At 53.4% G+C, this 26,628-nt stretch carries 21 protein-coding genes and 3 tRNA genes; 16 read left to right on the top strand and 8 right to left on the bottom strand.

Translation table 11 applies throughout. The annotated features are described in order from the left end of the window. Positions 1-5 precede the first annotated feature (5 nt). From VRY85_RS00120 to VRY85_RS00110, 3 genes are read right to left on the bottom strand one after another with little or no spacing between them, the layout of a single operon-like run. Entirely contained in the window at positions 6-3,719 is a 3,714-nt protein-coding gene (locus VRY85_RS00120; RefSeq protein ID WP_414596561.1) for a nitrate reductase subunit alpha, read from the bottom strand. A 54-nt stretch (positions 3,720-3,773) separates the two neighbouring features. Continuing rightward, positions 3,774-5,165, bottom strand: a complete 1,392-nt coding sequence (locus VRY85_RS00115) for a NarK family nitrate/nitrite MFS transporter (RefSeq protein WP_414596560.1) — start codon at positions 5,163-5,165, stop codon at positions 3,774-3,776. A gap of 49 nt (positions 5,166-5,214) precedes the next feature. Continuing rightward, positions 5,215-6,447 (bottom strand): MFS transporter, encoded by a 1,233-nt coding sequence (locus tag VRY85_RS00110; RefSeq protein WP_414596905.1) that lies wholly within the window; start codon positions 6,445-6,447, stop codon positions 5,215-5,217. 253 nt (positions 6,448-6,700) lie between these two features. Between VRY85_RS00110 and ectA the strand changes: the two genes are divergently transcribed. From ectA to VRY85_RS00080, 6 genes are all read left to right on the top strand, one after another. After that, positions 6,701-7,291, top strand: coding sequence for a diaminobutyrate acetyltransferase (gene ectA / locus VRY85_RS00105; RefSeq protein WP_414596559.1), 591 nt, complete (start codon positions 6,701-6,703; stop codon positions 7,289-7,291). A 160-nt stretch (positions 7,292-7,451) separates the two neighbouring features. Continuing rightward, positions 7,452-8,723, top strand: coding sequence for a diaminobutyrate--2-oxoglutarate transaminase (gene ectB / locus VRY85_RS00100; RefSeq protein WP_414596558.1), 1,272 nt, complete (start codon positions 7,452-7,454; stop codon positions 8,721-8,723). A 48-nt stretch (positions 8,724-8,771) separates the two neighbouring features. Further along, on the top strand, positions 8,772-9,170 hold the full coding sequence (locus VRY85_RS00095) for an ectoine synthase (RefSeq protein ID WP_414596557.1): 399 nt from the start codon (positions 8,772-8,774) through the stop codon (positions 9,168-9,170). Between the two features lie 13 nt (positions 9,171-9,183). After that, positions 9,184-10,137, top strand: a complete 954-nt coding sequence (thpD, locus tag VRY85_RS00090; protein ID WP_414596556.1) for an ectoine hydroxylase — start codon at positions 9,184-9,186, stop codon at positions 10,135-10,137. A 13-nt stretch (positions 10,138-10,150) separates the two neighbouring features. Beyond that, the gene (locus tag VRY85_RS00085; protein WP_414596555.1) at positions 10,151-11,596 is read left to right on the top strand and encodes an aspartate kinase; all 1,446 of its coding nucleotides are present in this window, start codon (positions 10,151-10,153) and stop codon (positions 11,594-11,596) included. A 169-nt stretch (positions 11,597-11,765) separates the two neighbouring features. Continuing rightward, positions 11,766-12,380 carry a mechanosensitive ion channel domain-containing protein gene (locus tag VRY85_RS00080; RefSeq protein ID WP_414596554.1) on the top strand — a complete coding sequence of 205 codons (615 nt, stop codon included), beginning with the start codon at positions 11,766-11,768 and terminating at the stop codon, positions 12,378-12,380. Positions 12,381-12,526: 146 nt separating this feature from the next. Here the strand turns inward: VRY85_RS00080 and VRY85_RS00075 are convergent, their stop codons facing one another. The 3 genes from VRY85_RS00075 to VRY85_RS00065 form a co-directional block, all read right to left on the bottom strand. Continuing rightward, on the bottom strand, positions 12,527-12,718 hold the full coding sequence (locus VRY85_RS00075) for a hypothetical protein (protein ID WP_414596553.1): 192 nt from the start codon (positions 12,716-12,718) through the stop codon (positions 12,527-12,529). Between the two features lie 458 nt (positions 12,719-13,176). Beyond that, the gene (locus tag VRY85_RS00070) at positions 13,177-14,268 is read right to left on the bottom strand and encodes a tartrate dehydrogenase (RefSeq protein ID WP_414596552.1); all 1,092 of its coding nucleotides are present in this window, start codon (positions 14,266-14,268) and stop codon (positions 13,177-13,179) included. Positions 14,269-14,304: 36 nt separating this feature from the next. Continuing rightward, positions 14,305-15,339 (bottom strand): asparaginase, encoded by a 1,035-nt coding sequence (locus tag VRY85_RS00065; protein ID WP_414596551.1) that lies wholly within the window; start codon positions 15,337-15,339, stop codon positions 14,305-14,307. 117 nt (positions 15,340-15,456) lie between these two features. On the opposite strand from VRY85_RS00065, the gene VRY85_RS00060 reads away from it, so the two are divergent. Beyond that, positions 15,457-15,645: a hypothetical protein gene (locus VRY85_RS00060; protein WP_414596550.1), complete on the top strand. Its 189-nt coding sequence runs from the start codon at positions 15,457-15,459 to the stop codon at positions 15,643-15,645. Between the two features lie 16 nt (positions 15,646-15,661). On the opposite strand, the gene VRY85_RS00055 is transcribed toward VRY85_RS00060, so the two are convergent. Then, complete coding sequence (locus VRY85_RS00055) at positions 15,662-16,279, bottom strand: Fic/DOC family protein (protein WP_414596549.1); 618 nt, start codon at positions 16,277-16,279, stop codon at positions 15,662-15,664. Positions 16,280-16,642: 363 nt separating this feature from the next. Continuing rightward, on the bottom strand, positions 16,643-17,812 hold the full coding sequence (locus tag VRY85_RS00050; protein WP_414596548.1) for a methionine aminotransferase: 1,170 nt from the start codon (positions 17,810-17,812) through the stop codon (positions 16,643-16,645). A 409-nt stretch (positions 17,813-18,221) separates the two neighbouring features. Between VRY85_RS00050 and VRY85_RS00045 the strand changes: the two genes are divergently transcribed. The 9 genes from VRY85_RS00045 to VRY85_RS00005 all read left to right on the top strand — a co-directional run. Then, positions 18,222-18,428: a cold-shock protein gene (locus VRY85_RS00045; protein WP_414596547.1), complete on the top strand. Its 207-nt coding sequence runs from the start codon at positions 18,222-18,224 to the stop codon at positions 18,426-18,428. 3,156 nt (positions 18,429-21,584) lie between these two features. Next, positions 21,585-23,504, top strand: a complete 1,920-nt coding sequence (gene mnmG / locus VRY85_RS00040) for a tRNA uridine-5-carboxymethylaminomethyl(34) synthesis enzyme MnmG (RefSeq protein WP_414596904.1) — start codon at positions 21,585-21,587, stop codon at positions 23,502-23,504. A gap of 4 nt (positions 23,505-23,508) precedes the next feature. Next, positions 23,509-24,180, top strand: coding sequence for a 16S rRNA (guanine(527)-N(7))-methyltransferase RsmG (rsmG, locus tag VRY85_RS00035; RefSeq protein ID WP_414596546.1), 672 nt, complete (start codon positions 23,509-23,511; stop codon positions 24,178-24,180). Continuing rightward, positions 24,177-25,010, top strand: a complete 834-nt coding sequence (locus VRY85_RS00030) for a ParA family protein (RefSeq protein WP_414596545.1) — start codon at positions 24,177-24,179, stop codon at positions 25,008-25,010. Before rsmG ends, VRY85_RS00030 begins: the two co-directional genes overlap by 4 nt. A gap of 19 nt (positions 25,011-25,029) precedes the next feature. Further along, entirely contained in the window at positions 25,030-25,956 is a 927-nt protein-coding gene (locus VRY85_RS00025) for a ParB/RepB/Spo0J family partition protein (protein WP_414596544.1), read from the top strand. A gap of 164 nt (positions 25,957-26,120) precedes the next feature. Continuing rightward, a tRNA-Tyr gene (locus VRY85_RS00020) sits at positions 26,121-26,207 on the top strand. A 64-nt stretch (positions 26,208-26,271) separates the two neighbouring features. Continuing rightward, positions 26,272-26,345: transfer RNA gene (locus VRY85_RS00015), tRNA-Gly, on the top strand. A gap of 36 nt (positions 26,346-26,381) precedes the next feature. Next, positions 26,382-26,456, top strand: a tRNA-Thr gene (locus VRY85_RS00010). 46 nt (positions 26,457-26,502) lie between these two features. Next, the coding region (locus VRY85_RS00005; protein WP_414596903.1) for a GTP-binding protein at positions 26,503-26,628 on the top strand (126 nt) is incomplete at its 3' end.

Genomic DNA, 26,628 nt, shown 5'->3' with positions numbered 1-26,628 from the left:
CTTCTTTATTTTGAATGTGCTTCTTCGACCAGCGGACCTTCCAGCCAATCGACTTTCTTCATCTTCCTGACCACCACGAATTCATCCCGGTTGCTGCCAACCGTTCCGTAGTAGTTGAATCCCCAGGCAAGCTGGGCATAGCCACCTATCATGTGGGTCGGTTTCAGAACGGTGCGGGTCACGGAATTGTGTATGCCGCCCCGCTTGCCGCTGGTTTCGGCACCCGGCACATTGACGATTTTTTCCTGGGCGTGATACATCAGGCACATGCCTTCAGGCACCCGCTGGCTCACCACCACACGGGCGGTCAGCGTTCCATTGACATTGAATGCTTCCACCCAATCGTTATCGACAATCCCCGCCTGAGCGGCTTCCTTCTCTGAAATCCAGATATGCGGGCCGCCACGGCTCAAAGTCAGCATCCGCAAGTTGTCGGAATACGTGCTGTGTATGCCCCACTTCTGGTGCGGGGTGATCCAGTTGAGCACCAGCTCATGTTCACCATTGGCATACTTGCCCAACATGGGTTTGACCGTCTTGGTATCAATCGCCGGCTTGTACAGACACAGACCTTCGCCAAAATCCAGCATCCAGCGGTGATCTTGGTAGAACTGCTGACGCCCGGTCAGCGTGCGCCAGGGAATCAGCTCATGCACATTGGTGTAGCCAGCGTTGTAGCTGACCTCTTCGCTTTCCAGCCCGGACCAGGTCGGCGCCGAGATGATCTTGCGCGGCTGCGCCTGGACATCCCGAAAACGGATCTTGTCATGTTCGCGCCCCACCGCCAGGTGGGTATGGTCACGCCCCGTCACCTTACTCAAAGCATTCCAGGCCTTGACTGCAACATGCCCATTGGTTTCAGGCGCAAAAGTCAGAATCATCTCGGCCGCGTCGATGGCGCTATCCAGGCGCGGGCGCCCATAACTCACACCCTCCTCCGTCACTACATTGCTGAGACCACCCAGCTCGCGCACCTCTTCTTCGGTGTTCCAGTTGATGCCCTTGCCCCCGTTGCCCAGCTTGTCCAACAATGGGCCCACCGACGTGAATTTGCGGTAGATATCGTTGTAGTTGCGCTCCACCACCGTCATATTGGGCGCAGTCTTGCCAGGCACCAGATCACATTCACCATGCTTCCAATCGCGCGGCTCAAACGCTTGGCCGAGTTCTCCCGCCGTATCATGCAGCAACGGCGTCAGTACGATGTCCTTGCGCGTACCCAGGTAAGGGCCGCCTATTTCGCTGAAACGCTTGGCAATCAGCTTGTAGATTTCCCAGTCTGTCTTGCTTTCCCACAAGGGTTGAACCGCTTCGGACAAAGGATGAATAAAGGGGTGCATATCCGACGTGTTCAGGTCGTCCTTTTCGTACCAGGTCGCCGTGGGCAAAACAATATCGCCATACAGACAAGTCGTGCTCATGCGGAAATCCAGCACGGTCAGCAAGTCAAGTTTGCCTTGTGCCGCCTCACGTTGCGTGACCTCAGTCGGTTTAACGACATTGCTTTCATCATCGAAAACAGCGTGCTGCGTGCCCAGCAGATATTTCAGGAAATATTCATGCCCCTTGCCGCTGGAGCCCAGGATATTCGAGCGCCAGACAAACATATTGCGCGGGAAATTTTCCGGGTGGTCAGGGTCATCGCAGCTCATTCTCAGATTGCCCTGGCGTAATTGATCGGTCGCGTAAGCCACCGGATCCACCCCTTTTTCTTCAGCCTCAGCCGCCACTTTGAGCGGGTTGGTCTGTAACTGCGGCGCAGACGGCAACCACCCCATGCGCTCGGCCTTGGCATTCAGGTCGATCATGCTCATACCGTCGTAACGTTTGGGGTCGGCAGTCGGGCTGATAATTTCTTCAATACGCAGCTTTTCATGACGCCACTGGCTGGTATGCGCATAGAAGAACGATGTGCCGTTCATCTGACGAGGAGGGCGTGACCAGTCCAGAGCAAAGGCCAACGGCGCCCAACCAAACTGGGGGCGGAGTTTTTCCTGGCCTACATAATGGCTCCAACCTCCACCGCTCTTGCCGATACAACCACACATCATCAGCATATTGATGATGCCCCTATAGGTCATATCCATGTGATACCAGTGGTTCAGCGCAGCACCGACAATCACCATGGAACGGCCTTTCGTATCGTGTGCGTTCTGCGCGAACTCCCGGGCCACCTGCACAACCAGATGCGGCGGCACCGTAGTGTGCTTTTCCTGCCAGGCGGGGGTGTAAGGCACATCATCCTCGTAACTGCTTGCCACATTGCCGCCGCCCAACCCCCGGTCAATGCCGTAGTTGGCCATCTGCAAATCGTAGACCGTGGCCACCAGCACCGTGCTTCCATCCGCCAGCCGCATGCGCATCACAGGAACGTTTCTCGGAATCAGTTCCTCATGCTCGCCCCCGAAATAAGGGAAGCCGACCGGCACGACATCGTCACGCCTGTCTAACAACGTAAGCACCGGGTCAATTTCACGCCCGCTGCCACCCTCACGTGATTCCAAATTCCAGCGCCCAGCCTTTTCCGTTTCCCCCCAACGGAAACCCACCGTGCCATTTGGCACTACCACCTCGTTGCTGATGCTGTCTATCAGCAATGTCTTCCAGTCAGGGTTGTTCTGCTGGCCCAAGGCACCATCAAGATGAGACGCACGCAGGAATTGGCCCGGCACATGGCGCCCATCACGCTCTTCAAGCATGACCAGCATGGGCATGTCGGTATAACGCTTCACGTAGTCAGTGAAGTAGGCAGAAGGTGTTTCCAGGTGGAATTCCTTCAGAATCACATGCCCCATGGCCATCGCCAACGCCGCATCGGTACCCTGTTTGGGCGCCAGCCAGATATCGCCAAACTTGACCATCTCCCCGAAATCGCTGGATACCGCCACCGTTTTCGTGCCCTTGTAACGCACCTCGGTATAGAAATGCGCATCCGGCGTGCGGGTCTGCGGCACGTTGGAGCCCCACACCATCAAGTAGCTGGAGTTGTACCAATCGGCAGATTCCGGCACGTCGGTCTGCTCGCCCCACACCTGTGGGCTCGCAGGAGGCAGGTCGCAATACCAGTCATAAAAGCTCAAGCAAGCGCCGCCAATCAGGCTGAGATAGCGCGCCCCGGCGGCATAGCTCACCATCGACATGGCGGGAATCGGCGAGAAACCAATCACGCGGTCCGGGCCGTAACGACCCACGGTGTAAGCATTGGCGGCGGCGATGATTTCAGTCGCAGTATCCCAGTCCGCCCTGACAAAACCCCCCAAGCCCCGCACCGCCTTATAACGCTTGGCTTTTTCCGGGTCCTGACTGATGGATTCCCAGGCGGAAATCGGGTCCAGGGTTTTTCGCGCTTCGCGCCACATTTCCATCAAGCGGCCGCGAATCATCGGGTACTTCACACGCTGGGCTGAATAGACATACCAGCTGTATGACGCCCCACGCGGACAGCCTCGCGGCTCGTGATTAGGCAGATCGGGGCGCGTGCGGGGGTAATCGGTCTGCTGCGTCTCCCACGTAATCAACCCGTTCTTAACGTAGACCTTCCATGAGCAGGAACCCGTACAGTTCACGCCATGGGTGGAACGCACGACCTTGTCATGCTGCCAGCGAGCGCGGTAGGCATTTTCCCAGCGCCGATCTTCATTGACGGTCTGTCCATGTCCATTTGAAAAACTGTCCTTCACTTTGGACATGAACTTCAGCCGATCCAAAAAATGACTCATACTTATCTCCATGGGGCGCGATGCCGCCCGAATGATTCTTTGTTCACACTGATATCAGCAGGGCACGGGTGCATTGCGCCTTGCATAGAACCACCAGGTCACCAGCACACAAGAAACGTAGAAAGCGATAAACGAATACAGCGCGGCATGAACATCGCCCGTCATGGCCAGCGATGAACCAAAACTGCGCGGAATGAAGAAGCCGCCATAGGCGCCGATAGCACCGGAAAAGCCCAGCACGGCCGCCGACTCTTTGGCCGCATCCAGCGCCGCTTGCCGATGGGCTGCTTCACCGCACCCCTTGGCTTCTTTCATGCGCTCATGCAGGAAGATGATGGGAATCATTCTGAAGGTAGAGCCATTGCCTATCCCCGACAGGGCGAACAAGACAATGAAAACCATCAGAAAGCCCATGAAGTTGCCGGCACTCCCCTCAGCAGGCAAAAACACCATGACCGCCACAACCGCCAGCGCCATGCAGATAAAGGTCCACATCGTCACCCGCGCACCACCTACTTTGTCGGACACCCAACCTCCCAATGGGCGCGTCAACGACCCGACAAGCGGCCCCAGAAACGCGTATTTCATTGGGTTCACCTCGGGAAACAAGGTCATGATCAGCATGGCGAAACCAGCGGAAAAGCCGATGAACGAGCCGAACGTTCCGACATACAGCCAACACATCAACCAGTTGTGCTTGCGTTTGAAGATCACGGCTTGTTCTGCAAACGATGCTTTGGCATCGGCAATGTCATTCATGCCGAACCACGCTGCCACCGACATGATCGCAATGGGAATCACCCACACAAACCCCGCGTTCTGCAACCAGATCGGTTGCGCATCCGGCGCTTGCGCGAGATAGGGTGCGCCGCCCCATTCCCCGAATATGGCAACGCCTATGACCATGGGCACCACAAACTGCACCACGGATACGCCAAGGTTGCCGATGCCCGCATTCAGCCCGGTCGCAAGTCCCTTCTTCACCTTGGGGAAGAAAAAACTGATGTTGGACATGCTGGAACTGAAGTTCGCGCCGCCCAGGCCGCAGAACAATGCCAGGATGAGCAGCACGGGATAACTGGTATCCGGATTCTGCAACGCGAAACCCATACCCACCGCGGGAATCAACAAACTGGCCGTCGATATCGCCGTCCAGCGGCGCCCGCCGAAAATAGGCACCAGAAACGAATAGAAAACCCGCAGCGTGGCGCCGGATAGCGCCGGCAGTGCTGTGAGCCAGAACAGCTGGTTCTTTGAAAGATCAAACCCCGCTTTTCCCAGATTGACGACGACAACGCTCCACAACATCCAGATGCTGAAGGCCAGCATCAGTGCCGGAATGGAAATAGCCAGGTTGCGATAGGCCACACGCTGGCCTGTGTGGGTCCAGAACTCAGGATTTTCGGGTTCCCAACGTCTCAGAACAGCAGAAGGTGATGATGACATGGCAATCACTCTTTATAAGAAAGGCAAGGCCTGCGCACAGGCGTGTGGATCAGACTGAAACAGCAGCAGGCGCTGCCGCCTTCAGTCCATTGCGTTTGAAGCTGTAATGCATGGAAATCAGAGACACACACACTGTTCCGTAAAGCAGCATGAAAGCGCTGGAACGAACGCCGGTGAGATCCAGCAGAGCGCCAAAGAGAATGGGCAGGATGAAGCCGCCCAGACCACCTGCCAGCCCCACGATGCCGGAGACTGCACCGATGTTCTGGGGAAACTCATCAGAGATAAACTTGAATACGGAAGCCTTGCCGATTGCTGTGGCGATACCCACCACGAACAGCAGGAAAGTGAAGAACAGCGGCCCCAGGCGAACGGTGAAATCCATCGGGCCGTCGGTTCCCATAATGGTGAGCCGGGTTTCGGGATAGCTCAGAAGAAAGAAAGCCACCCAGCACACCCACATGACCCACCAGGTGGTGTGGTATGCGCCATATCGGTCGGAGATCCAACCGCCCAATGCGCGCAGTACGCCGCCCGGCAAAGAAAAACAGGCTGCCAGCAACGCAGCCAGCTCCAGGCTGAAGCCGTACTCTCCGATGTAGTACTGGGTCATCCACAGTGCCAGAGCGACGTAACCTCCGAATACCACCGAGTAGTACTGGCAATACCGCAGTACACGAGGGTCTTTGAGCATTGCCATCTGTTGCGACATGCTGACGCTGCCCTTTACCTTGTGCGAAGGATCGGAGGCCGAAAACACCCAGAACAGTATTGCCGTGATCAACATGCTCACGGCATAGACCTTGGGAACAATCACCCAGGCGCCGCCGGCGGCGGCGATCAAGACTGGCGCCACAAATTTGGTGATAGCCGAACCTGAGTTGCCGGCTCCGAAAACCCCCATGGCCAGGCCCTGACGGTCACGCACAAACCATCGCGCCACATAAGGGGTGCCCACGGAAAACGAACCGCCAGCCAAGCCAACGAACAGGCCTAGAACTAGAAATTGCCAGTATTCGGTGGCGTACGCGAGAAGCCATACCGGTACCACCGTAGCCATCATCAACAGAAAAAAAACAATGCGGCCACCGTAGCGGTCGGTCCAGATACCCAGAGGTACTCGTATCAGCGAACCCGATAACACCGGCGTAGCTGCCAGTAGACCGAACTCCGTTTCTGAAAGCCCCAATTGCGTCTTGATGGGAATTCCCAGAACGGCGAATATCATCCAGACGGCAAAACAGATGGTGAAGGAGAACGTGCTTGATACAAGCACCCGCATAGGGGCATGCGACTGTTTCTGACTGGCCATTTCTGTGTCCCACCTGATATTTCACGAGATGTATCAAGCGTAAGCGTCAGGCCCCGGCGCGCCCATTCCCCATCAGAACAAGGCGTAAGCGGCAAAGTATCTAGTCACTTTGATGTAAGTTGTTTCACCCACATATAATTCGTACTCTAATCATTCGTGATACACTAATTCGTGTCGCATCAACAAAGAGGCCGGCAACACCAGTCGAAGTCTCCCGAATGACATGACTACGCCCACAAGCGTAAGCCCTGATCTTCAAGGCACAGTTAAACAAGACAGCAATATCTCAACACCGCAAGCCATTGTGCTGCGCGCTCCTGTTGCAGAAGATGCTGCGGATCTCCACCAACTTGTCGCGGATTGCCCTCCGCTGGACCCAAACTCTCTTTATTGCAATCTCTTGCATTGCAGCCACTTCAGCGGCACATCAGTCGCCGCCGTGCGCCGTGATGAACAAGGCAAAGAACGCCTTGTCGGTTTCATTTCCGGCTACATCCCCCCTGGTCAGCCTGACACCCTGTTTGTATGGCAGGTTGCCGTTGCTCGCGAAGCGCGCGGCCAACGTCTGGCGGCCCGCATGCTGGATTCCATTCTCGAACGCCCTGTATGTAGTGATGTCCGCTACATAGACACCACTATCACGCCGGGCAACCAGGCGTCCTGGGGGCTGTTTGAGTCTTGGGCCCGTCAGCACGACGCGCCCACATCCAGTCGTGTGCATTTCGAACGTGAACGTCACTTCAGAGGGCGGCACGATGACGAACACCTCATGCGTATCGGCCCATTCGAAATGGCGGCTGAATCCGCAACCTGATTTCTCAATCATTCAAGGGGCGCTGAGGCGTACCCGTCCCGATACCGGCACTCCCGGGCGAGCTGGTATCAAAGCCCCCTTTTCCTTATTCAGGCGCAGCCGCCAGGCATTCGCGTCACTGCAGCCCACCTCGAACCCAACAAGCTAAGAGGAACACAACATGAGCATCTTTGAAAAACTCGAATCGAATGTCCGCACCTATTCCAGGTCTTTCCCCGTTGTTTTCGACCGGGCCGAAGGCGCCGCACTCTACGACACGGAGGGCAAACGCTATATCGACTTCCTGGCGGGAGCAGGCACGCTGAACTATGGCCACAACAATGCCCAATGCAAGCAAGCCCTGCTCGACTACATCGCCCAAGACGGCATTGCCCATGGTCTGGATATGCATACGCGTGCCAAGGCCGACTTCCTGGAAAGTTTCCAAAAATACATTTTGTCCCCGCGCAAAATGGATTACCGCTTTCAGTTCACCGGCCCTACCGGTACGAATGCCGTTGAAGCGGCCATGAAACTGGCGCGAAAAATTACAGGCCGCCACAACATCATTGCCTTTACCAATGGCTTCCATGGCGTTTCTCTGGGCGCCGCAGCTGCCACCGGCAACCAACATCATCGCGGTGGTTGCGGCATTCCCCTAAGCGGCGTGACTCGCATCCCCTTTGACGGCTATCTGGGCAGCGGCCTGGATTCCACCCGCATGCTCGACAAAATGCTGGGCGACGCTTCCAGCGGCATCGATGCGCCGGCCGCCGTCATTGTGGAAACAGTGCAAGGCGAAGGCGGCCTGAACGTGGCGAGCCAGCGCTGGCTGAAATCCCTGGAAGCCGTCTGCCGCCGCCACGGCATTCTGCTCATCATCGACGATATTCAGGCGGGTTGCGGCCGCACCGGCACATTTTTCAGTTTTGAACCGGCCGGTATTTCGCCCGACATCGTCACCTTGTCGAAATCGCTTTCGGGCTTTGGCCTGCCGTTTGCCATGGTTCTGCTCAAGCCGGAACATGACAAGTGGGCGCCCGGCGAGCATAACGGCACGTTCCGTGGCAACAACCACGCGTTTATCACGGCCAAGGCTGCGATTGAAACCTATTGGAAGGACGACAGCTTTGCTAAAGAAGTTCAACGCAAAGGCGCCATTTTGTCTGAACGGCTGGGCCGCATCGCGGCGCTGGGCGGCAGCGGCGTATTCCACACCAAGGGCCGCGGCATGATGCAAGGTATTGGCTGCCGCAATGGCGACCTCGCTGAAAAAATCGTGCGGCGCTGTTTTGACCACGGCCTGGTTATTGAAACCAGTGGCCCGGATTCCGAAGTGGTCAAGATTCTTTGCCCGTTGGTGATTAGCGATGCCGACCTGAATGCCGGCCTGGACATTCTCGAAAACAGCGTACGCCACGTGCTGGCGCAAGACTACAGCCTGGCTGCTTGAGGCTTGAGCCCAAGACCGGAATCAAACACAAATACAGGAGAAACAGAAATGATTGTTCGCACACTTGAAGAATGCAGAAAGACAGATCGCTTGGTGAAATCCACCACTTGGGATAGCTGCCGTCTTCTGCTCAAGAGCGATAACGTCGGCTTTTCGTTCCACATCACCACGCTCTACGAAGGAACGAAAACCTCCATGCACTACCAGAACCACTTCGAAGCCGTCTTCATCCTCAGCGGTGAAGGCGAGCTCGAAAACCTGGATGACGGAAAGACTCACAAGCTGGCACCCGGAACCTTGTATGTGCTGGACAAGCACGATCGTCACATTTTGCACGCCCACAAGGAAATCACCTGCGCCTGCGTGTTCAACCCGCCGCTCAACGGCAAGGAAGTCCACGACGAATCCGGTGCTTATCCCCTGGAAGCAGAAGTCATCGACAACTAATCGAGAACTGATCATGAATACCGCAACCCTCACACGAAAAGAGGCTCGTACCGACCTCTACCCTTCGCGCGGCGGGCTGAAAGGAAACATCGTCCCCCGCAATCATCCAACCGTCTGGGCATCGGCTACGACACAGCCGCCTGTTGAACGCAGTCTGGTGGAGCAGTACGAACGCGACGGCTTTCTGGTATTACGCGATATTTTCACACCGGAAGAAGTCTCCAACCTCCAGGCGGAACTTGACCGCCTGCGCTCTGACGCGCAAACCGTGGAACGCCCGGAAATCATCACCGAGAAGGGCTCACGCCAAGTGCGTTCCATTTTCAAGGTGCACGCATTGAGCGAAGTATTCGCCCGCCTAGCCGCCGACCAACGTCTGGCCGGGCTGGCTTCCTACTTGCTGGGCGACGACGTCTACCTGCATCAAAGCCGCCTGAACTACAAGCCGGGTTTCCATGGCAAGGAGTTCTACTGGCATTCCGACTTTGAGACTTGGCACGTTGAAGACGGCATGCCCCTGCCCCGTGCGCTAAGTATTTCGGTCTCCCTGACCGACAATACGCCGCATAACGGCCCGCTGCTTGTCATGCCCGGTTCACACAAACGCTATGTGGTGTGCGAAGGCGAAACCCCACCCGACAACTACCAAATGTCATTAAAGGCCCAGGAAACCGGCGTACCCAGCGACGAAAACCTGACACGCCTGGCGGAAATGGGCGGCTTGGTCGATACGGCCGGCCCGGCAGGTTCCGTACTGATTTTTGATTCCAACCTGATGCATGGGTCAAACAGCAATATCACTCACCTGCCCCGCTCCAACGCGTTTTTTGTCTACAACGCGCTCAGTAATGCGGTGGAAGACCCCTTCTGCGACCAGCCACCGCGTCCGGAATTCATCGCCACAAGAGAAAACATATCTCCTTTAGATATACGTAAAAACAGTGCTGATGACTTCCGACCATCGTAAACAGGTATCAGAAATGCAGCATACTATCGAGAAGATCGGCGGCACATCCATGAGCGATTATGCCGCCGTGCGAGACAACATCATCTTGCACGGCGGTGCTAATAAGGATATCTACGGCCGTGTCTTTGTGGTTTCAGCTTACGGCGGTATTACCGACCTCTTGTTGGAACATAAACGCAGCGGTGAACCCGGGGTATATGCCCTGTTCGCCGGTGAAACCGACGATGAAGGCAATGCCGACCACTGGGAGGCCCAGCTTGATCGCGTTCTAAACGCCATGCTTGATCACAACGACAGGTTGTTTGGTGACGGCGCCGACCGCCGCGACGCCGACCTGTTCATCACAGAACGCATCGAAGGGGTGCGAAGCTGCCTGCAGGATTTACGCCGGGTCTGCACCTACGGCCACTTCCAGTTGGCAGAACACTTGATCACCTTGCGTGAACTGCTGGCTTCTGTAGGCGAGGTGCATTCGGCCTACAACATGGCAGCCCTGCTGCGCCGTGATGGCGTCGCCGCCCGCTTTGTTGACCTCACCGGTTGGCGCGACCCCAGCCAGCTTCCCCTGGACGACCGGCTCAAACAGGCATTCAGAGAAATGAACCTGGAGCAAGAACTGCCGATCGTCACCGGGTATTGCCACTGTGCTGAAGGAATGGTGCGCACCTTTGACCGCGGCTACAGCGAAATGACTTTCGCCCGCCTGGCCGTGGTCAGTGGCGCCAGCGAAGCCATTATCCACAAGGAATTCCACCTAAGCAGCGCCGACCCGCGCATGGTGGGCACCGAAAAAGTGATCCCCCTGGGCCGTACCAATTACGATGTCGCCGACCAATTGGCCAACCTTGGCATGGAAGCCATTCACCCGCGCGCTGCCAAAGGCCTGCGCCAGCTTGGCATTCCGCTGCGCGTGAAAAACACCTTTGAGCCGGAACACGGCGGCACGCTGATTACCCAGGAATACGTCAGTTCCCGCCCCAAGGTGGAAATTATCGCGGGGCGCAAAGGCGTATTGGCCGTCGAAGTCTTCGACCAGGACATGATGGGCGCCAACCGCTACGACAGCGTTATTGTCAACGCGGTTCACCGCCACCGGGCGCGCATCATTACCAAGGATCTCAACGCCAACACCATCACGCATTTTCTGGACACGGGCTTGGGCGCCGTGAAACGCATTATTGCCGACCTTGAACAGGAGTTTCCCAACGCTGAAATACAGGCCCGCAAGGTCGCCGTTGTTTCTGCCATTGGTTCGGATCTCAAGGTCAGCGGCATGCTTTCACGCACGGTACGCGCACTGGCGGATGCTGGCGTAGATATTCTGGCCGTCCACCAATCGATGCGACAGGTAGATATCCAGTTTGTGATCGAAGAAAAAGATTACGAAAAGGCGGTAAGAAGCCTGCATGCAGGATTAGTCGAAGCCAGCCAGCAGAAGCCAATGAATATCGCAGCCTGACACGTACATAAAATCGCTGCACCGGGCGGCCATGGCTTCAACAAGCCGGCCGCCCTATTCTTTTGTATGTAAGAAACTCATGGAGAATGACGGGTGCTACTGGATCACCACGGTAAGCAAGTGGGCTGATATGCTAGAGAAAAATTCCAAAACCTAAAGAATTCTAAGCATGAAAGCACCTCTTACCACCTATCTGCCTGGCTGGACACATCAATGGCTGGACAGCATTATGCTGTTGGGCCAAGTATTGCTCATTATTCTGGTCGCCCTGTTGCTGCAACGCAGTTTGCGACGCATTATTCTCAAAGCGGGGGAACTCTACGACCTGCCCCGCAATCTTGTCAGGCCCGCCATTCTATTTACCCGCTGGACTATTGTTGTCAGTGCCAGCCTGCTGGTTTTGGGCAGGTTAGGCGTTTCCGGCACAGTTTTATGGACAGCGCTGACAGGTTTCGCCGCCGTTGCGGCTGTGGCGTTCTTCGCCGCCTGGAGCGTGCTTTCTAACCTGTTTTGCGCCATTTTGATCTTTACTGCCCGGCCCTTGCGCCTTGGCGACCATGTGGAAATTCTTGATACTGCCGAAAAACCCGGCGCGCGAGGCGAAGTGGTAGATATCAACCTGCTCTACATCACTTTGGAAGACAGTACCGCCCCCCAACCAGGGGTGCTGCTGCAAATTCCCAACTCATTAATCTTTCAGCGGGTGGTACGCCGCTGGAAAAGCGGTGCTCCCAGGCCGCAGCCTCGCCTCACAGATGCAGCCGACCCTGCAGCGGTGGAATAAAGCTCAAAGGTCTAATTAAAACGCTGCACTGTGGCTACAACGTTGCATATACCCAATAAAGTGACGGCACACGGCCGCCTCTTTGCACGTTGCGTTCTTCACGCATTCATAAGTCGAAACGACCGCCGGCTAAATCGCACAGTTATTCATTCTGAACGCAGCTTCTTGTGCATATATTCATAGCGCGCATCCGCGTACGCCAGCCTGACCGCGCCGTACTTCTTCTGCTCTCGAAAATGGGCCAGTTTTTGGTCGAAACCTTCCTCAAAACCTCCCCGGCGAGCCAGGTAACGGTAACGGTCTTCCAGAAAGGCTTTTTCGAACCAGCGATTAAACATAAGCTGGATTCGCAGCATCACAGAAAACATTTCTACACCCTCTAAATCAGAGACAAAAGCTTACGACGCCACTGGGGAAAAAGCAGCGTTTCCCCCATTTATCGGATTATTTCGCAAGTTATTCCTGTGGATAACCTCTGGGGCCGTGGTTGTGCACAGCCTGTGGAGCAAAAGTGGATGAATGCTCCAAACTTTGCCTGGCAGAAAATTGTCCAGATTCCATTAAGCAGTTCCGAGCAAGCTTATGGACGTAGAAAAAGCGTCGCAAACTCATGCAGACTGCGGGTTTGACGCAGTTGTTCCACTTATCCACAGGCACCCATCACCAACAACATATATATAAAGAAGAAAGAAAGGAATAAAGACCTCTCCTTCTTCTTCACCCAACACTCGCTGTCGCGAACACAGGTTTTCGCTACGCAGTAAACCTGTTAACCTTTAAAAGGTATGGAGCTGCGTTACTGACTCGCAGCCTTCAAAGCTTCTACAACCGCCTTACCCATATCGGTTGTACTGGCAGTGCCACCCAAATCCGGAGTATGCGGGCCGTTTTGCAGGACACTTTCAATCGCTGTCAGCAACTCAGCCGCTGCACGAGCGCATGATGCATCTTGCTCACCCAGGAACTCCAGCATCATGGCAGCAGACCAGATCATCCCAACCGGGTTGGCAATATTTTTTCCATAGATGTCGGGTGCTGAACCGTGCACAGGCTCGAACAACGACGGAAATTTTCGTTCTGGATTCAGGTTGGCGGAAGGAGCGATACCGATGGTTCCAGCGCATGCAGGCCCAAGGTCGGAGAGAATGTCGCCAAACAAGTTGGAAGCCACCACGACATCAAAGCGTTCGGGTGACAGCACAAAACGCGCAGTCAAAATATCGATGTGATACTGGTCCCAGGTAATGTCCGGGTAGTTCTGCGCCATGGCTTTCATGCGTTCATCCCAGTACGGCATACTGATCGCAATGCCATTCGATTTTGTGGCGGAAGTCACATGTTTACGTTCGCGTCGCTGTGCTTGCTTGAACGCAAAATCCAGCACCCTGTCCACACCATGGCGGGTGAAAACAGCCTCCTGTAGAACTACTTCCCTTTCTGTTCCGGCAAACAATCGTCCACCGACATTTGTGTATTCACCTTCGGTGTTTTCACGCACGACAAGAAAGTCGATATCGCCCGGTTTCTTACCCGCCAAGGGGCATGGCACACCAGGCATTAGTTTGACCGGCCTCAGGTTGATGTATTGATCAAATTCCCGGCGGAATTTCAATAAGGAACCCCAGAGGGAAACATGGTCCGGTACGACATCAGGCCAGCCCACGGCGCCAAACAGAATGGCGTCGAAATTTTTCAGGGTGTCGAACCAATCTGCGGGCATCATATCGCCATGGCGTTGGTAGTATTCCGCGCAGGCCCAATCGAAATGTTCCAGCTCAACAGAAAGCTTATGACGGTTTTTTAGGCTTTCCAGAGCGCGAAGCGCTTCGGGCATGATTTCCTTTCCAATACCGTCGCCCGGGATGATTGCAATCTTGAACGAAGACATGATTTCCTTACGTTGATGAAAGAGAGGGGTCGCCTGCTACCAGTTGAATGCGGCAGCGATGGCTGAAATATTTTTTCCGTAGGCTGCCATAGAAAGCGCCAGGCGAATGCGGGCTTTTCTGGCAGAAAGGTGGCTTACATTGAATGCGCCTGCATTGATTAACTCGTGCAAAGAACCCGGGTAGTCATAGCTTTCATGCGTGGCACCGTGCAATGTGCTGCTGCAAACGGCAATGATGGCGCCTTTTTCCAGCGCCTCGGCCAACACAGGCGCCCAGGCAAGCGGAACCTGCCCACGCCCCAGCCCATCCACAACCAACGCGTCTGGCGCGCTCTGAAGCACTGCACGGGCCATTTCCGCCTCTGCCCCACCGTACGCAGGCAAGATATCCACACGCGGCAACTGGGCGGGGTTAGGTAATCGTTTCTGCATAACGGGACGTTGCAACAGCTGAAAGCCCCCTTCGTCGAGCATTCCGATAGGGCCCAGGCCCGGTGCATCAAACCCATGAAGCTGGTAACTGCTGACCTTTCTGACGAAACCTGCGCTGAATACCGATTGATTGAATGACACCAGAACGCCCAACCCCCTGGCGTGCGGGCTCGCAGCCAGTTCCATGGCCTGGCGCAAATTGGCGTAAGCATCGCTGCCCATGGCTTGCGGCACCCGCTGCGAACCTGTGACAACGACCGGCACGTCGGCGGTATCCAGTACACAGTGCAGGTAATAGGCCGTGTCTTCCAGCGTGTCAGTGCCGTGGGTCACCACAATGCCATCGATTTTCTTTGAATCAATGAGCTGTGTGCATCGTTCAGCAAGCTGCCTCCATTCCGTTGCGCCAATGGCATTACTGGCTTTTTGGAATACCGATTCCACGCTGGCTTGCATTAAGCCATCAAGACCCGTATGGGCTAACAGCGCTTCGCCGGAGAGCACACCGGCTACAGCACGCCCGTCGCGACCGGGGGCGCTGGCAATGGTGCCGCCCGTTGATAGCAGGACGATGCGTTTCAAAGCAGCGCTACCTGGGAGCTCGGAGAAATCTTTGTTTTTTTGTAATTTGTTATTCATTTTCCTACAGACGACAAGATGTTTTCAGTGTGGCAGAAAAGGCGCAAACCATTGATAAAACATGAATTTATGCGGTATTGGCAGTATAATTAAGGGTACACATTCATGCGTGCCTCAATGAAAACCAAATCCAAAGTCGGCCTTAACGGCCATTCCCTGGTTCATAAGCAGCCTAGCACTACGCGCATCATTCGCGCAGTTGCCAGTTCTACCGCTATCGAAACGGGGCAATCTATTTCTGAACTCGAAACTCGGCTACAAGCACAAGACAGCAAGTATCAGAACCTGCCTCTGGCCACATCCTGATTCCATTGCCAATCACTCAAGGGCAGTCCAATGCCCGGCGCACCCAATACTTCATGAGTTCGTAATCGCATTCCATTCCTTTTTGTATGGCCGCCACATAGGCGGCTTTGTTTTGTTCCCACGAGCTGTAGTCAAGTAAGTCGTGCCCCGCCTGTGCGGCCATGACATCGGCCAACAACCTGGAAACTCTGCCATTTCCCTCGCGAAATGGATGCATCAGTATGAATTCCACGTGGATAATTGCAATCGCTTCCACCAACTGTGGACAACGCATTCCAGAACACGGCGTGTATCGGCCTAAATAATCTGAATCGAAAACCTGCATCAACCGAGGTAACTGGGCCGCAGGAGCAAATGGGAAGCCGTCTTTGCTCATATTTACTGCACGATATTGCCCAGCCCAGTCGTAGAGGTTTCCCAACCACAGCTTGTGCCAGCTTCCTAGGTTTTGGGTGCGGATCCGGCCATGCGGCATACGCTCTTGCAGCACCTGAATGTAGAGCTTCTGCAAGAGCACCATCTCTGCTTCGTTGATGTCTTCCAGGCGCGTAATGCCCAACTTGTTCGCCAGCACGCGGTCATCCGAACCGGCCTGGAACACCCCTTGCGCCCCAAAAATGTCGTAACGCCCCATGATTCCTCCTGTGGATAAGCTCTAGGAGAGAGACATGTGCAAAAGCTGTTGATGAACGGGGTACAAGCGTTGATTTCTTGCGCTATGAAAAAAGTGTCCCCAATCCATCCACGAGCAACGCCCTCTCTTATTCCACCATCCAGGATGCTGTAAGTTCTTGTTGTAGCAGGAATTCAGGCAGTTGTGCCAGTTATCCACAGGCCTTATTATTACCAGTCTTTATATAAAGAAGTTAAGGATAAAAAACGGGATAGCCACAGTTCTGCGGCTACCCCTTACTCACCATCAACACGTTTCTGATCTCTGAATCAGTGTGTTATCGTGTCGTTTCTTTCGATGGCGGAACACAGGAAAAAAAACGGTTTACAGCTTGCTCAAGCGTTCGATGGCCTGGTCAAGGGTGGCGTCCTTCTTGGCGAAGCAAAAACGAACCAAGCCATGGTTGGCTTCAGGCGCAGCAGGGTCGCGGTAAAACGCCGACAACGGGATCACCCCTACCCCGTGTTCGATGGTTAACCATTTGGCGAATTCTGATTCCGGCATATCACTGATTTCGCTGTAGTCTGCCAGCAGGAAGAAGGTTCCGGCGCTTTTAACCGGTTTGAATCGGGTATTAAGCAAACCATTGAATAAACGATCTTGTTTAGCTTGGTAAAAACCGGCCAGGTCAAGGTGGTGCTGAGGGTTGGCCATATAACGAGCCAAAGCCCATTGCATGGGAGACACCACTGTGAAAACATTGAACTGGTGCAGTTTTCGAATCTCGGCAGTAATGGCTGCTGGTGCGCAGCAATAGCCAATCTTCCAACCCGTAACGTGATACGTTTTACCAAACGAAGAAATCACGACACTTTTTTCAGCCAGCGACTTTCTACGGCACAAACTTTGATGTTGCTTTCCATCAAAAACGATATGTTCGTAGACCTCATCTGAAATCAGGAATATTCCGGTTTCTTCCACAATACGCTCTAGCGCATCAAGATCGGCTTCCGTCAGGTTGATACCTGTGGGGTTATGAGGAAAATTCAGTATGAGCGCCCGTGTGCGGGAAGTAATCGCATCCCTGACTCGCTGCCAATCCACCCTGTAGGTGTCGTGGGAGGCGTCAGGCGCCTGCATGGGGACAATCACGGGTGTTGCACCAGCCAGGGCTATGACGGGGTTGTAGAGGTCGTAGAACGGCTCGATGACAACGACTTCGTCTCCTGGGTGAACCAAAGCCATAATTGTCATCATGAGGGCTTCGCTGGCGCCCGCCATGACGGTGATTTCGGTATCACTGTTGTAGTCATGGCCGTAAAGGGCTTTGACCTTTTCCCGTATACCTTCACGCAATAAGGGAATGCCAGGCATAGGGGGATACTGGTTGTGCCCTTCTTGCATGGCTTTATTCACTTCATCCAGCAATAAAGGGTCTGGGTTGAAGTCTGGGAAACCCTGCCCAAGGTTTATCGCTTTGTGTTCAGTGGCAAGCTGGCTCATTACTGTGAAAATGGTTGTGCCAACGCCGGGCATTCTTGTGGGTAATTCCATGTTTTATATCTCGGAAATAGACAGTGTCGTAAGGCTTGTACGTGAAGCTTATACAAAGGAGAAGAGCTCAAACCTTCAAGGTAATCGTTTAAAAGCGGTAAAGAAAGCTTATGCCTGCGACTTGTTTTACTGACTGTAGGTTTACTTAACAAATATATGAAAAATCTTATGCTCTGTTGTATTTGTTAAGGAAGCATTTTAAGGAGAAAAAAACCACATCAGGGTTAACTATTAATTGCCTAGTTTATAAGGTATGAGTATGCTTTCGAGTGCAGTTGTAATCCACGTACCGCAAGTCTCGTAGCGATACATCATTTTCAGTACTGTTCTGAAAGCCTGGTATGCCGTCCCGTGTTTTGCGTTCTTGGTGCAATGCAATTTTTGTTTTATTTTTAGGACGCTCCAAATCATGGTTCAAACGGGCAAAGTTAAGTGGTTCAATGCTGAAAAAGGCTTCGGTTTTATTACTCCCGATGTTGGCGGCAGTGACGTTTTTGCTCACTTCTCTGCAATTCAGGGTCGTGGCTATCGCAGCTTGAATGAAGGCCAAGAGGTCGAATTCGAAGTAAAAGATGGTCCTAAAGGCCCACAAGCAGCTGAGATTCGCCCCCTGTAAGCTTCGGTTTCCAAAACCAAGCAAGAAACGCCCGGTAACGGGCGTTTTTTTATGGGTGTCTGGTTTTGTAGGAGGTTTGTGGTTTGGAAAGGCACTACTTGGCTGGTGGATGTCAATTGCGGCCCTCCCTCTACTCCATCTAAGGTCAAGAATCTCTGCGTGGGTTTGGTAATTGACTTCGCGGGTTGATGTACAGAGATATTTACTCTGCTTGCTTGTTCTTCAAGTTTTCGTTCTCGACAGTATTTTCTCAAGCGCCATAATTGCTGGCTATGGGAACGCGTTTCTTCCGGGTTTTGTACTTTGGTTATGTTTGCAAGGTTACAAGCTTGTGTTTAGAGGAAGTGTTGGAAAGAGGTAGAGCTGGAAATTTCCCTTTTTGGTGTGATTTCGGTTGCTGTAGTAGAGCATACGGGGTGTGTTGCATCTAAAGCAGGTTTCTCTCGAGATGGTGTGGAAGGGTTTGATTTGGATGTAAGCGTGCAGTTTTAGGGTTGTGCACTTTCCGTCCACTGGTTTTACACAGATTTATCCACAGCCTTGTGTTTCACGTGGAACTTTTTTGGATTTCTGGTTTTTGGTGGTACGGGCGGGTTTTTTATGTTCGCGTGCCGAGTTCTTAAGTTGGGTGTGAGAACGAAAGTTGAAGGTTGCCCAGCTTTCGGGGGCCGGCAAGGTGGCGGATTACCCTTGTTGAATGCCGGAATGGGGCGAACGCAGAACTCGGTCCATCGGACTGCCACCGGTTATTCCAAGGTGCCGTGCTCAAACAGTTGCGTCTGGGCTTATTTAAACGACTTGATTGGGTTAGTTTGTGAGGGGTGGGGCTTGGATAGTGAGACTTTCCTCTAGTGGTTAACGTATCGTCAGTAGTGCAGATAAGGGAATCAGTGGAGCGGTGGTTTACGCGGAGTGGTTTAGGTTTGTTGGTGCAGCTGACTTTTGGTTTGGGTTCTTAAGTCGGGTGTGAGAATAAAAGTTGAATGTCGCCTAGCTTTCGGGGTCCGGCAGGGTGCCGGACTACCCTTGTTGAATGCCCAAATGGGGCGGACGCAAAACTCGCACGATCGGACAGCCCCCGGCTGTCCGAAAGCGCCGTGCTCAAACAGTTGCGTCCTTGTCTCCCCATTCGGCCATTCACCTGCGGCCCTTCAGACTAGTCTTCTTCAACTTTTATTCTCACACCCTTATGCAAAGGCTGGGTGGTGAAGGATTTTTTTGTCGGGTGAGGGCTGCTAGGCGGTGGGGTTGGTAAGGTGGTGGAACTGGATTGTTTAATCTTTGAATGGGGCGGATTCAAACCTTCGTCTATTTGACATGGTTCGGTTTTTCTAGAGCACCGTACGCAGGGGGAGCGAAGAACGCATAGAGGATCTTTGCATAACGTTTTCTACAGAATGCCGACGCTCAAGGTTTAATGTTTCACGTGAAACAAGGCTTAAAAGCAGTAAGTCGGACTAACCAACATGAAATTTAGTGCGGTATTAACCTTCACATCGCCACATAAGTCAGTCCGCTAAGTACACCGGAAAATAGCAGCGTCCGGCGCATCTATTCACATAGTTACCCACAGAATGAAACCGCAACGGAATGTACTGTGTTTAACGTGAAACATCCTACTTATCACGCTCCTGGTTGTCTCGTGCCGATCTAAAGAATAGGAAGCGAATACACTTAGTTGGCCGGTTAGGGGGAAGAGGTTTCGTCGACTTCTTACCCGTTCCAGAACTAAGAATTTCGCCCCCAGCGTGCTACAAATCCGTGAGTTAATTGGCCGATGCTAGAGCGATCTCTAGCGTATATATCCCAAAAGTTATCCACAGATCTACATTACTGATGGATGAGTTGTTTCACGTGAAACATGAGTCTGAGAATGGGACAGTTACGTGTGCAGAAGTTATCGAGTCTCTCTATTACTGACTTGCGGTCTGAGAACCATTGGGTCTTCGTGTCGGCCTTCGATGGGGCGGACGGAGGTTTCCTCAAGTGGACACTGAATACTCAGAGTTGTGGCGTATTTCCTGGCTATATCTCTCTTGGAGGGGAGGGGGCATTGATAAAAGGTGTTCAATCTCCTGTCTGCACGATTTAATATACTCTCTCCCCAGGAGACGAGTTGTATTTCTTACTCATGGATTTATGCCTGCTCATAAGATCTGCATCCCGGCTTTAATTGTCAGTTCTTTTTCTGAGTTTCGTGCCGCCCACCAGGAATCAGACAGGTAAAGAAATAAGCTTTTCCACAAAGTTATCCACAGAAAACATCTTTGAAAACTAGTGGTGTTTCACGTGAAACAAGTTTTATGAGATGTCTTAGGAGGATCATCCTCAACTCAGGTAACTGAGGCGCCAAGCTTACTGGGAAGCTAAGCAAACTATTCATTAATTGGTGCGCGCGTGTACCGCTCGCGTCTGGGTGGTGGTGTGATGCGAAACGAGTCCCTAGCCGCTGAGGGTGAGGTATAGAGAGAGGTACAGGTGTTGCGTTAGGAGCGAACTTTGGCGGCAGTCATGGGCGTGGGTTGAACGGGTGTTCTGACCTGCTCCGGTGCCAACCCGAGGGAATAGGGCGGTGAAATAATTTGTGTTTCAACTTCCTGAGTACCCGCTCTGGAGTGCGAAACTATGTCTGTCCGGTAAAAAATGGTGCCTAAAGACTGGGAGGAGAAGTTAACCGTTTTCGTACCTATCCCCAATGTTATCCACACAACAATATGTGTGATAGGTACAGTGTTTCACGTGGAACATCGTTGCTTGTCGATGTTTTGAGTAATGGATGGCAACGTAGAAACACTGTATAAAAAATCACGCAGACACCTGGGCGGCGAAAAGAGTGGGTGTATCTGTCGCTGCTACGCAAAGCATGGGTAGAGGGTGGAGGTTGCGAACAGCTTATGAACTGTTTGAAGTGAAGGGTGAGGCGGAATGCTAGAACCTGTGCTGTTGGTATGTGCTGATGGTGTTACGTTTCAGTCCAGCCTGCAGCATGATTTTGAAGGCGCAGCAAAGTATAATGGGCGCCAGCCCAGTTATTTAAGGGTGTTTTCTACGATTTTCTGAGCCACCCGTAGCTGAGTTTTTGCCTGGTGCGGCTCCATCTCCCAGCAGAGCGTAATAGTCATGTTACGTACTAACTCTGCCTTTTTCTTTGAAAGAATGATTTACCCAGACGAATTCGATGTGATCGTGGTAGGTGGTGGCCACGCTGGTACTGAGGCGGCGTTAGCTGCAGCACGTATGGGCGTGAAAACACTTTTGCTGACTCACAATATCGACACCCTTGGCCAACTATCATGCAATCCATCCATCGGTGGCATAGGGAAGGGGCACCTGGTAAAAGAAATTGATGCGCTTGGCGGCATCATGGCTCAGGCCACGGATCAGGCGGGAATTCAGTTTCGAATTTTGAACCGGTCAAAAGGCCCCGCCGTTCGTGCAACACGTGCACAGGTAGATCGATCTTTATATCGGCAGGCGGTTCGCTGCGTCCTGCAAAACCAACCCAACCTCACAATCTTTCAACAGTCTGTCGAAGACCTGCTTTTGAAAGGCGAAACGGTGGTCGGCGCCAAGACACAGATAGGTCTGGAGTTTCATGGGAAAACCGTCGTACTAACTGCGGGCACGTTCCTGAACGGACGTATTCACGTTGGCTTGGAAAACTATTCAGCCGGTCGGGCCGGCGACCCTCCAGCGATTACTCTTGGTCAGAAACTCAAGGAATTGAACCTCGCTCAGGGTCGCTTGAAGACAGGTACTCCGCCGCGTATTGATGCTCGCAGTATTGATTTTTCGGTGCTTGAAACACAGCCTGGCGATGTTGACCCTATCCCCGTTTTTTCTTTTATGGGGAATTCCGGTCAACACCCGGAACAACTGCCATGCTGGATTACCCACACCAATGAGCGCACGCACGATATTGCACGTTCTGGTTTGGACCGTTCCCCCATGTATAGCGATGCAGGCACTATAGAAGGCATAGGGCCCCGCTACTGTCCATCCATTGAAGACAAAATTCACCGCTTTGCCGATAAGGCCAGCCACCAGATATTTCTTGAACCAGAAGGCTGGACCAGCAAGGAAATCTACCCAAATGGTGTCTCTACCAGCTTGCCTTTTGATATTCAACTGGCAATGCTGCGATCTATGCGCGGCCTGGAAAATGCCGTCATTATGCGGCCAGGTTATGCCATAGAGTACGACTACTTCGACCCGCGAGCTCTGCATCCCACACTTGAAACGCGTGCTATCGCTAATCTGTATTTTGCTGGGCAGATCAACGGCACTACAGGTTATGAAGAGGCAGCGGCGCAAGGCTTGTTGGCCGGGTTGAACGCCGCGAGAAAAGTCAAAGAACAGGAAGCCTGGTATCCACAGCGCAGCGAGGCCTATTTGGGCGTATTGGTGGATGATCTCATCACCCGGGGCGTTACAGAACCCTACCGCATGTTCACTTCTAGGGCGGAATACCGTCTTAGCTTGCGTGAAGACAACGCAGACATGCGGCTCACGGAAATAGGGCGCCAACTTGGCTTGGTAGACGATATCCGCTGGGATGCTTTCAGCCGGAAAAAAGAAGCGGTGGAAGCTGAGATTCAGCGCCTGCGTAGCAGTTGGATCAACCCAAAGGTGATTTCATCCCATACGGCTGAATCGTTGTTGGGTCAGGCTTTGGAAAAGGAAGCGAACGCCTACGATCTGCTTAAGAGGCCTAAAGTTGATTATGCATCTTTGATGCAAGCTGAGGGCATCGACGGCAAGCGGCTTTTTGGCCCCGGAGTTGAAGATCCCAAAGTTTCCGAGCAAGTGGAAATCCAGGTCAAGTATGCGGGGTATATCCAGAAGCAGGCTCAGGATGTTGAGCGTCAGCGCACTCAGGAAAACATGTTGATTCCTGAGGATTTCGATTACGACAAAGTGCCAAGCCTTTCCATGGAAGCACGCCACCGCCTTAAAGAAGCTCGCCCCGCCACCATTGGACAAGCCGGTCGTGTATCAGGCATTACGCCCGCAGCGGTATCTTTGATTCTTGTTCAGCTTAAACGTTTGCAAGCAAGCGCCAGGGCAACAGGGTAGGGGAATGACAGCTACAAACCATTTTGCGTCCCGATTAAGAGCGGCGGCGACAGATTTGGGTCTGGAACTCAATGCCGGCCAGGAGCAGGCGCTGCTTACCTACTTGGAACAATTGCAGCGCTGGAATCGCAGTTACAACTTGACTGCAGTACGCGACCCGGAGCAGATGTTGGTACAACATGTATTCGACAGCCTGTCCATTATTCCCTCCATCAATAAAGAGCTGTATAAAAACACAGTTAATAAGGTGATGGTTGATGTTGGTTCGGGCGCAGGGCTACCCGGGGTTGTACTGGCCATCATGTGCCCGGATGCCACCGTACATTGCGTCGATACGGTTGAGAAAAAAGCCACGTTTATACGTTATGTAGCAGGCGTTTTGCGTTTGTCCAACTTACAGGCCCATCACGCAAGGGTGGAAAAGCTCCCCCCATTTGAGGCAGATCTGGTGGTCTCGCGTGCGTTTTCCTCTCTTGTTGATTTCGTTACGCTTGCCGGTAGGCATGTGTCGGCACAAGGCCGGATGCTGGCTATGAAAGGGCGCGAACCCACCGAAGAAATTGAAGAGTTGTCGAGCAAGACATCATGGCGTGTGGCTCACATCGAGCCTTTGCAGGTCCCGGACTTGGATGCGCAGCGCTGTCTGGTATGGCTTACGGAGCAAGGAATCGCATGACAATCAAGAATGACAAGAAGGCCAATACGGGCGCTTACGTTTTTTGCGTAGCCAACCAGAAGGGCGGGGTAGGCAAAACAACGACAGCTATCAATCTAGCTGCGGCTCTGGCTGCACTGAAGAAAGACGTCCTGCTTATTGACCTTGACCCTCAGGGAAACGCCACAATGGGCAGTGGTGTGGATAAGAACAATTTGCAGGCCAACCTTTACGAAGTCTTGCTTGGCGAGGTTTCCATCCAGGATGCGCGGGTACGTTCTGAATCTGGCAACTATGACGTATTGCCTTCCAATAGAGAGCTTTCTGGAGCAGAAATCGACCTCGTTCAGATGGAAGGGCGAGAAGCGCGGCTCAAGCAAGCGATTGAAGCCGTGCGGCACGAATACGACTTCATTCTTATTGACTGCCCGCCCACGCTGTCTTTGCTGACTCTCAATGGTTTGGCATCAGCTTCGGGCGTGATTATTCCGATGCAGTGCGAGTATTTCGCGCTAGAAGGGCTGTCTGATCTGGTCAATACTATTAAACGCGTTCACGCCAACATCAACCCCGATCTGCAACTGATTGGCCTATTACGGGTGATGTTCGATACCCGGGTGACTCTGCAACAGCAGGTGTCGGTGCAAGTCGAAACCCACTTTGGCGACCGCGTTTTCAAAACAATTATTCCCCGTAACGTGCGGCTGGCCGAGGCGCCTAGCCATGGCATGCCGGGCGTGGTGTACGACAAAAGCTCCCGAGGCGCTAAGGCCTACCTGGAATTTGGCAACGAACTCATCCGGCGCATGAAGCGCGAAGGGCTTAAGCAAGCCGCTCGCGCTCGCACTTGATACACAGGAGATTCACATTATGGCAACGAGAAAAACTAAAGGGCTGGGAAGAGGGTTGGATGCCTTGCTGGGGGCCGATGCGCAGATTATTGGCTCCCTCGGGCGTGCCAAGGAAGAAGAAAGCCAGCCCACTTCCTTGAAGGTCAAGCAACTCCAGGCTGGCAAGTATCAGCCGCGCACGCGCATGGATGAGGGGGCTTTGAATGAGCTTGCCGACTCAATCCGAGCACAAGGGGTTATGCAGCCCATTCTGGTGCGTCCGGTAGGTAACAAGCCCAACAGCAAGTACGAAATTATCGCGGGTGAGCGCCGTTTCCGTGCGGCCTGCCTGGCCGGCTTGGAGGAAGTACCTGTTCTGGTGCGTGAGGTCGCCGACGAAAACGCGGCTGTGATGGCCCTTATCGAAAACATCCAGCGTGAAGACCTCAATCCATTGGAAGAAGCGCAAGGTGTCAAACGTTTACTCGATGAGTTCGGCCTGACGCACGAACAGGCTGCTCAGGCTATAGGCCGCTCCCGTTCAGCGACAAGCAATTTGCTGCGCCTGTTGAACCTGGCGGAACCTGTTCAAACCATGCTTTTGGCCGGCGACATTGATATGGGCCACGCCCGGGCGCTGTTGGCCGTTGATGCGGCGAATCAAATCATGCTGGCTAACGAAGTCATCGCCAAAGCGATGTCAGTGCGAGACACCGAAAAACTGGTCGGCCGTAGTATTCGCGAACGCGAAGAGGGCGCCGGTGCGCCAGCCAAGAAGAAGGAATCTGCACATAGTGGCGACGCCAAGCGAATGGAAACGGTGTTGTCAGATCATCTCGGGACCAAAGTGTCTTTGAAGATGGGCAGCGGTAAGCGTGGCCAGCTCATTATTGACTTCCACGGTTGGGATCATCTCAATGCCCTGTTGGAACAACAAGGCTTGGCAGAAGTGGTCGCAGACAACTGATGCCATTTTCAGTTATGATGCGTGTCGGCAGGCGCTGAGCCAGTCCTTATCAGGTCTACTCAAAGCCTTCCGCGCTGTTGTCGTCTGGCAGCATCATCCAAAAGAATTTCTGTTAAGCGCTTGACAATCAAAATTAGATCACGCATAATACGAAATTCGCTGTTGGTGGGATTCCCGAGTGGTTAAAGGGGGCAGACTGTAAATCTGTTGGCCTTGCGCCTACGTTGGTTCGAATCCAACTCCCACCACCACAGTTTTTCAGCAGTTGCTCGCTCATGGGCTTTTCATGGGTGTTCAGTAGGTGAATCGTTCCTCGCGGGTGTAGCTCAATGGTAGAGCAACAGCCTTCCAAGCTGAAGATGAGGGTTCGATTCCCTTCACCCGCTCCAGATGGCGCCTAGCTTCTGTAGTAATGCAACTCAAACGCCCATGTGGCTCAGTGGTAGAGCACTCCCTTGGTAAGGGAGAGGTCGCGCGTTCGATCCGCGCCATGGGCACCAATCGAATTTTATTGAATAAACGCTCTTTCCTATTCGGGAGTCAGCCATGGCAAAAGGTAAGTTTGAACGGACCAAACCGCACGTTAACGTGGGTACCATCGGGCACGTTGACCACGGCAAAACGACGCTGACCGCAGCGATCACGACCGTGCTGAACAAGGAATACGGTTCT

It is taken from the genome of Achromobacter sp. F4_2707 (genome assembly GCF_047501535.1).
GTDB lineage: Bacteria > Pseudomonadota > Gammaproteobacteria > Burkholderiales > Burkholderiaceae_B > Yanghanlia.
This window is presented reverse-complemented; position numbering and strand designations above follow the sequence as displayed.

Coding starts and splice junctions, on each gene's coding strand:
- VRY85_RS00110 (WP_414596905.1), bottom strand. CDS start 6,447: ATGCGGGTGCTTGTATCAAGCACGTTCTCCTTCACCATCTGTTTTGCC.
- VRY85_RS00075 (WP_414596553.1), bottom strand. CDS start 12,718: ATGTTTAATCGCTGGTTCGAAAAAGCCTTTCTGGAAGACCGTTACCGT.
- mnmG (WP_414596904.1), top strand. CDS start 21,585: ATGATTTACCCAGACGAATTCGATGTGATCGTGGTAGGTGGTGGCCAC.
- VRY85_RS00045 (WP_414596547.1), top strand. CDS start 18,222: ATGGTTCAAACGGGCAAAGTTAAGTGGTTCAATGCTGAAAAAGGCTTC.
- ectB (WP_414596558.1), top strand. CDS start 7,452: ATGAGCATCTTTGAAAAACTCGAATCGAATGTCCGCACCTATTCCAGG.
- ectA (WP_414596559.1), top strand. CDS start 6,701: ATGACTACGCCCACAAGCGTAAGCCCTGATCTTCAAGGCACAGTTAAA.
- VRY85_RS00065 (WP_414596551.1), bottom strand. CDS start 15,339: ATGAATAACAAATTACAAAAAAACAAAGATTTCTCCGAGCTCCCAGGT.
- VRY85_RS00095 (WP_414596557.1), top strand. CDS start 8,772: ATGATTGTTCGCACACTTGAAGAATGCAGAAAGACAGATCGCTTGGTG.
- rsmG (WP_414596546.1), top strand. CDS start 23,509: ATGACAGCTACAAACCATTTTGCGTCCCGATTAAGAGCGGCGGCGACA.
- VRY85_RS00120 (WP_414596561.1), bottom strand. CDS start 3,719: ATGAGTCATTTTTTGGATCGGCTGAAGTTCATGTCCAAAGTGAAGGAC.
- thpD (WP_414596556.1), top strand. CDS start 9,184: ATGAATACCGCAACCCTCACACGAAAAGAGGCTCGTACCGACCTCTAC.
- VRY85_RS00055 (WP_414596549.1), bottom strand. CDS start 16,279: ATGGGGCGTTACGACATTTTTGGGGCGCAAGGGGTGTTCCAGGCCGGT.
- VRY85_RS00030 (WP_414596545.1), top strand. CDS start 24,177: ATGACAATCAAGAATGACAAGAAGGCCAATACGGGCGCTTACGTTTTT.
- VRY85_RS00060 (WP_414596550.1), top strand. CDS start 15,457: ATGAAAACCAAATCCAAAGTCGGCCTTAACGGCCATTCCCTGGTTCAT.
- VRY85_RS00085 (WP_414596555.1), top strand. CDS start 10,151: ATGCAGCATACTATCGAGAAGATCGGCGGCACATCCATGAGCGATTAT.
- VRY85_RS00115 (WP_414596560.1), bottom strand. CDS start 5,165: ATGTCATCATCACCTTCTGCTGTTCTGAGACGTTGGGAACCCGAAAAT.
- VRY85_RS00025 (WP_414596544.1), top strand. CDS start 25,030: ATGGCAACGAGAAAAACTAAAGGGCTGGGAAGAGGGTTGGATGCCTTG.
- VRY85_RS00070 (WP_414596552.1), bottom strand. CDS start 14,268: ATGTCTTCGTTCAAGATTGCAATCATCCCGGGCGACGGTATTGGAAAG.
- VRY85_RS00050 (WP_414596548.1), bottom strand. CDS start 17,812: ATGGAATTACCCACAAGAATGCCCGGCGTTGGCACAACCATTTTCACA.
- VRY85_RS00080 (WP_414596554.1), top strand. CDS start 11,766: ATGAAAGCACCTCTTACCACCTATCTGCCTGGCTGGACACATCAATGG.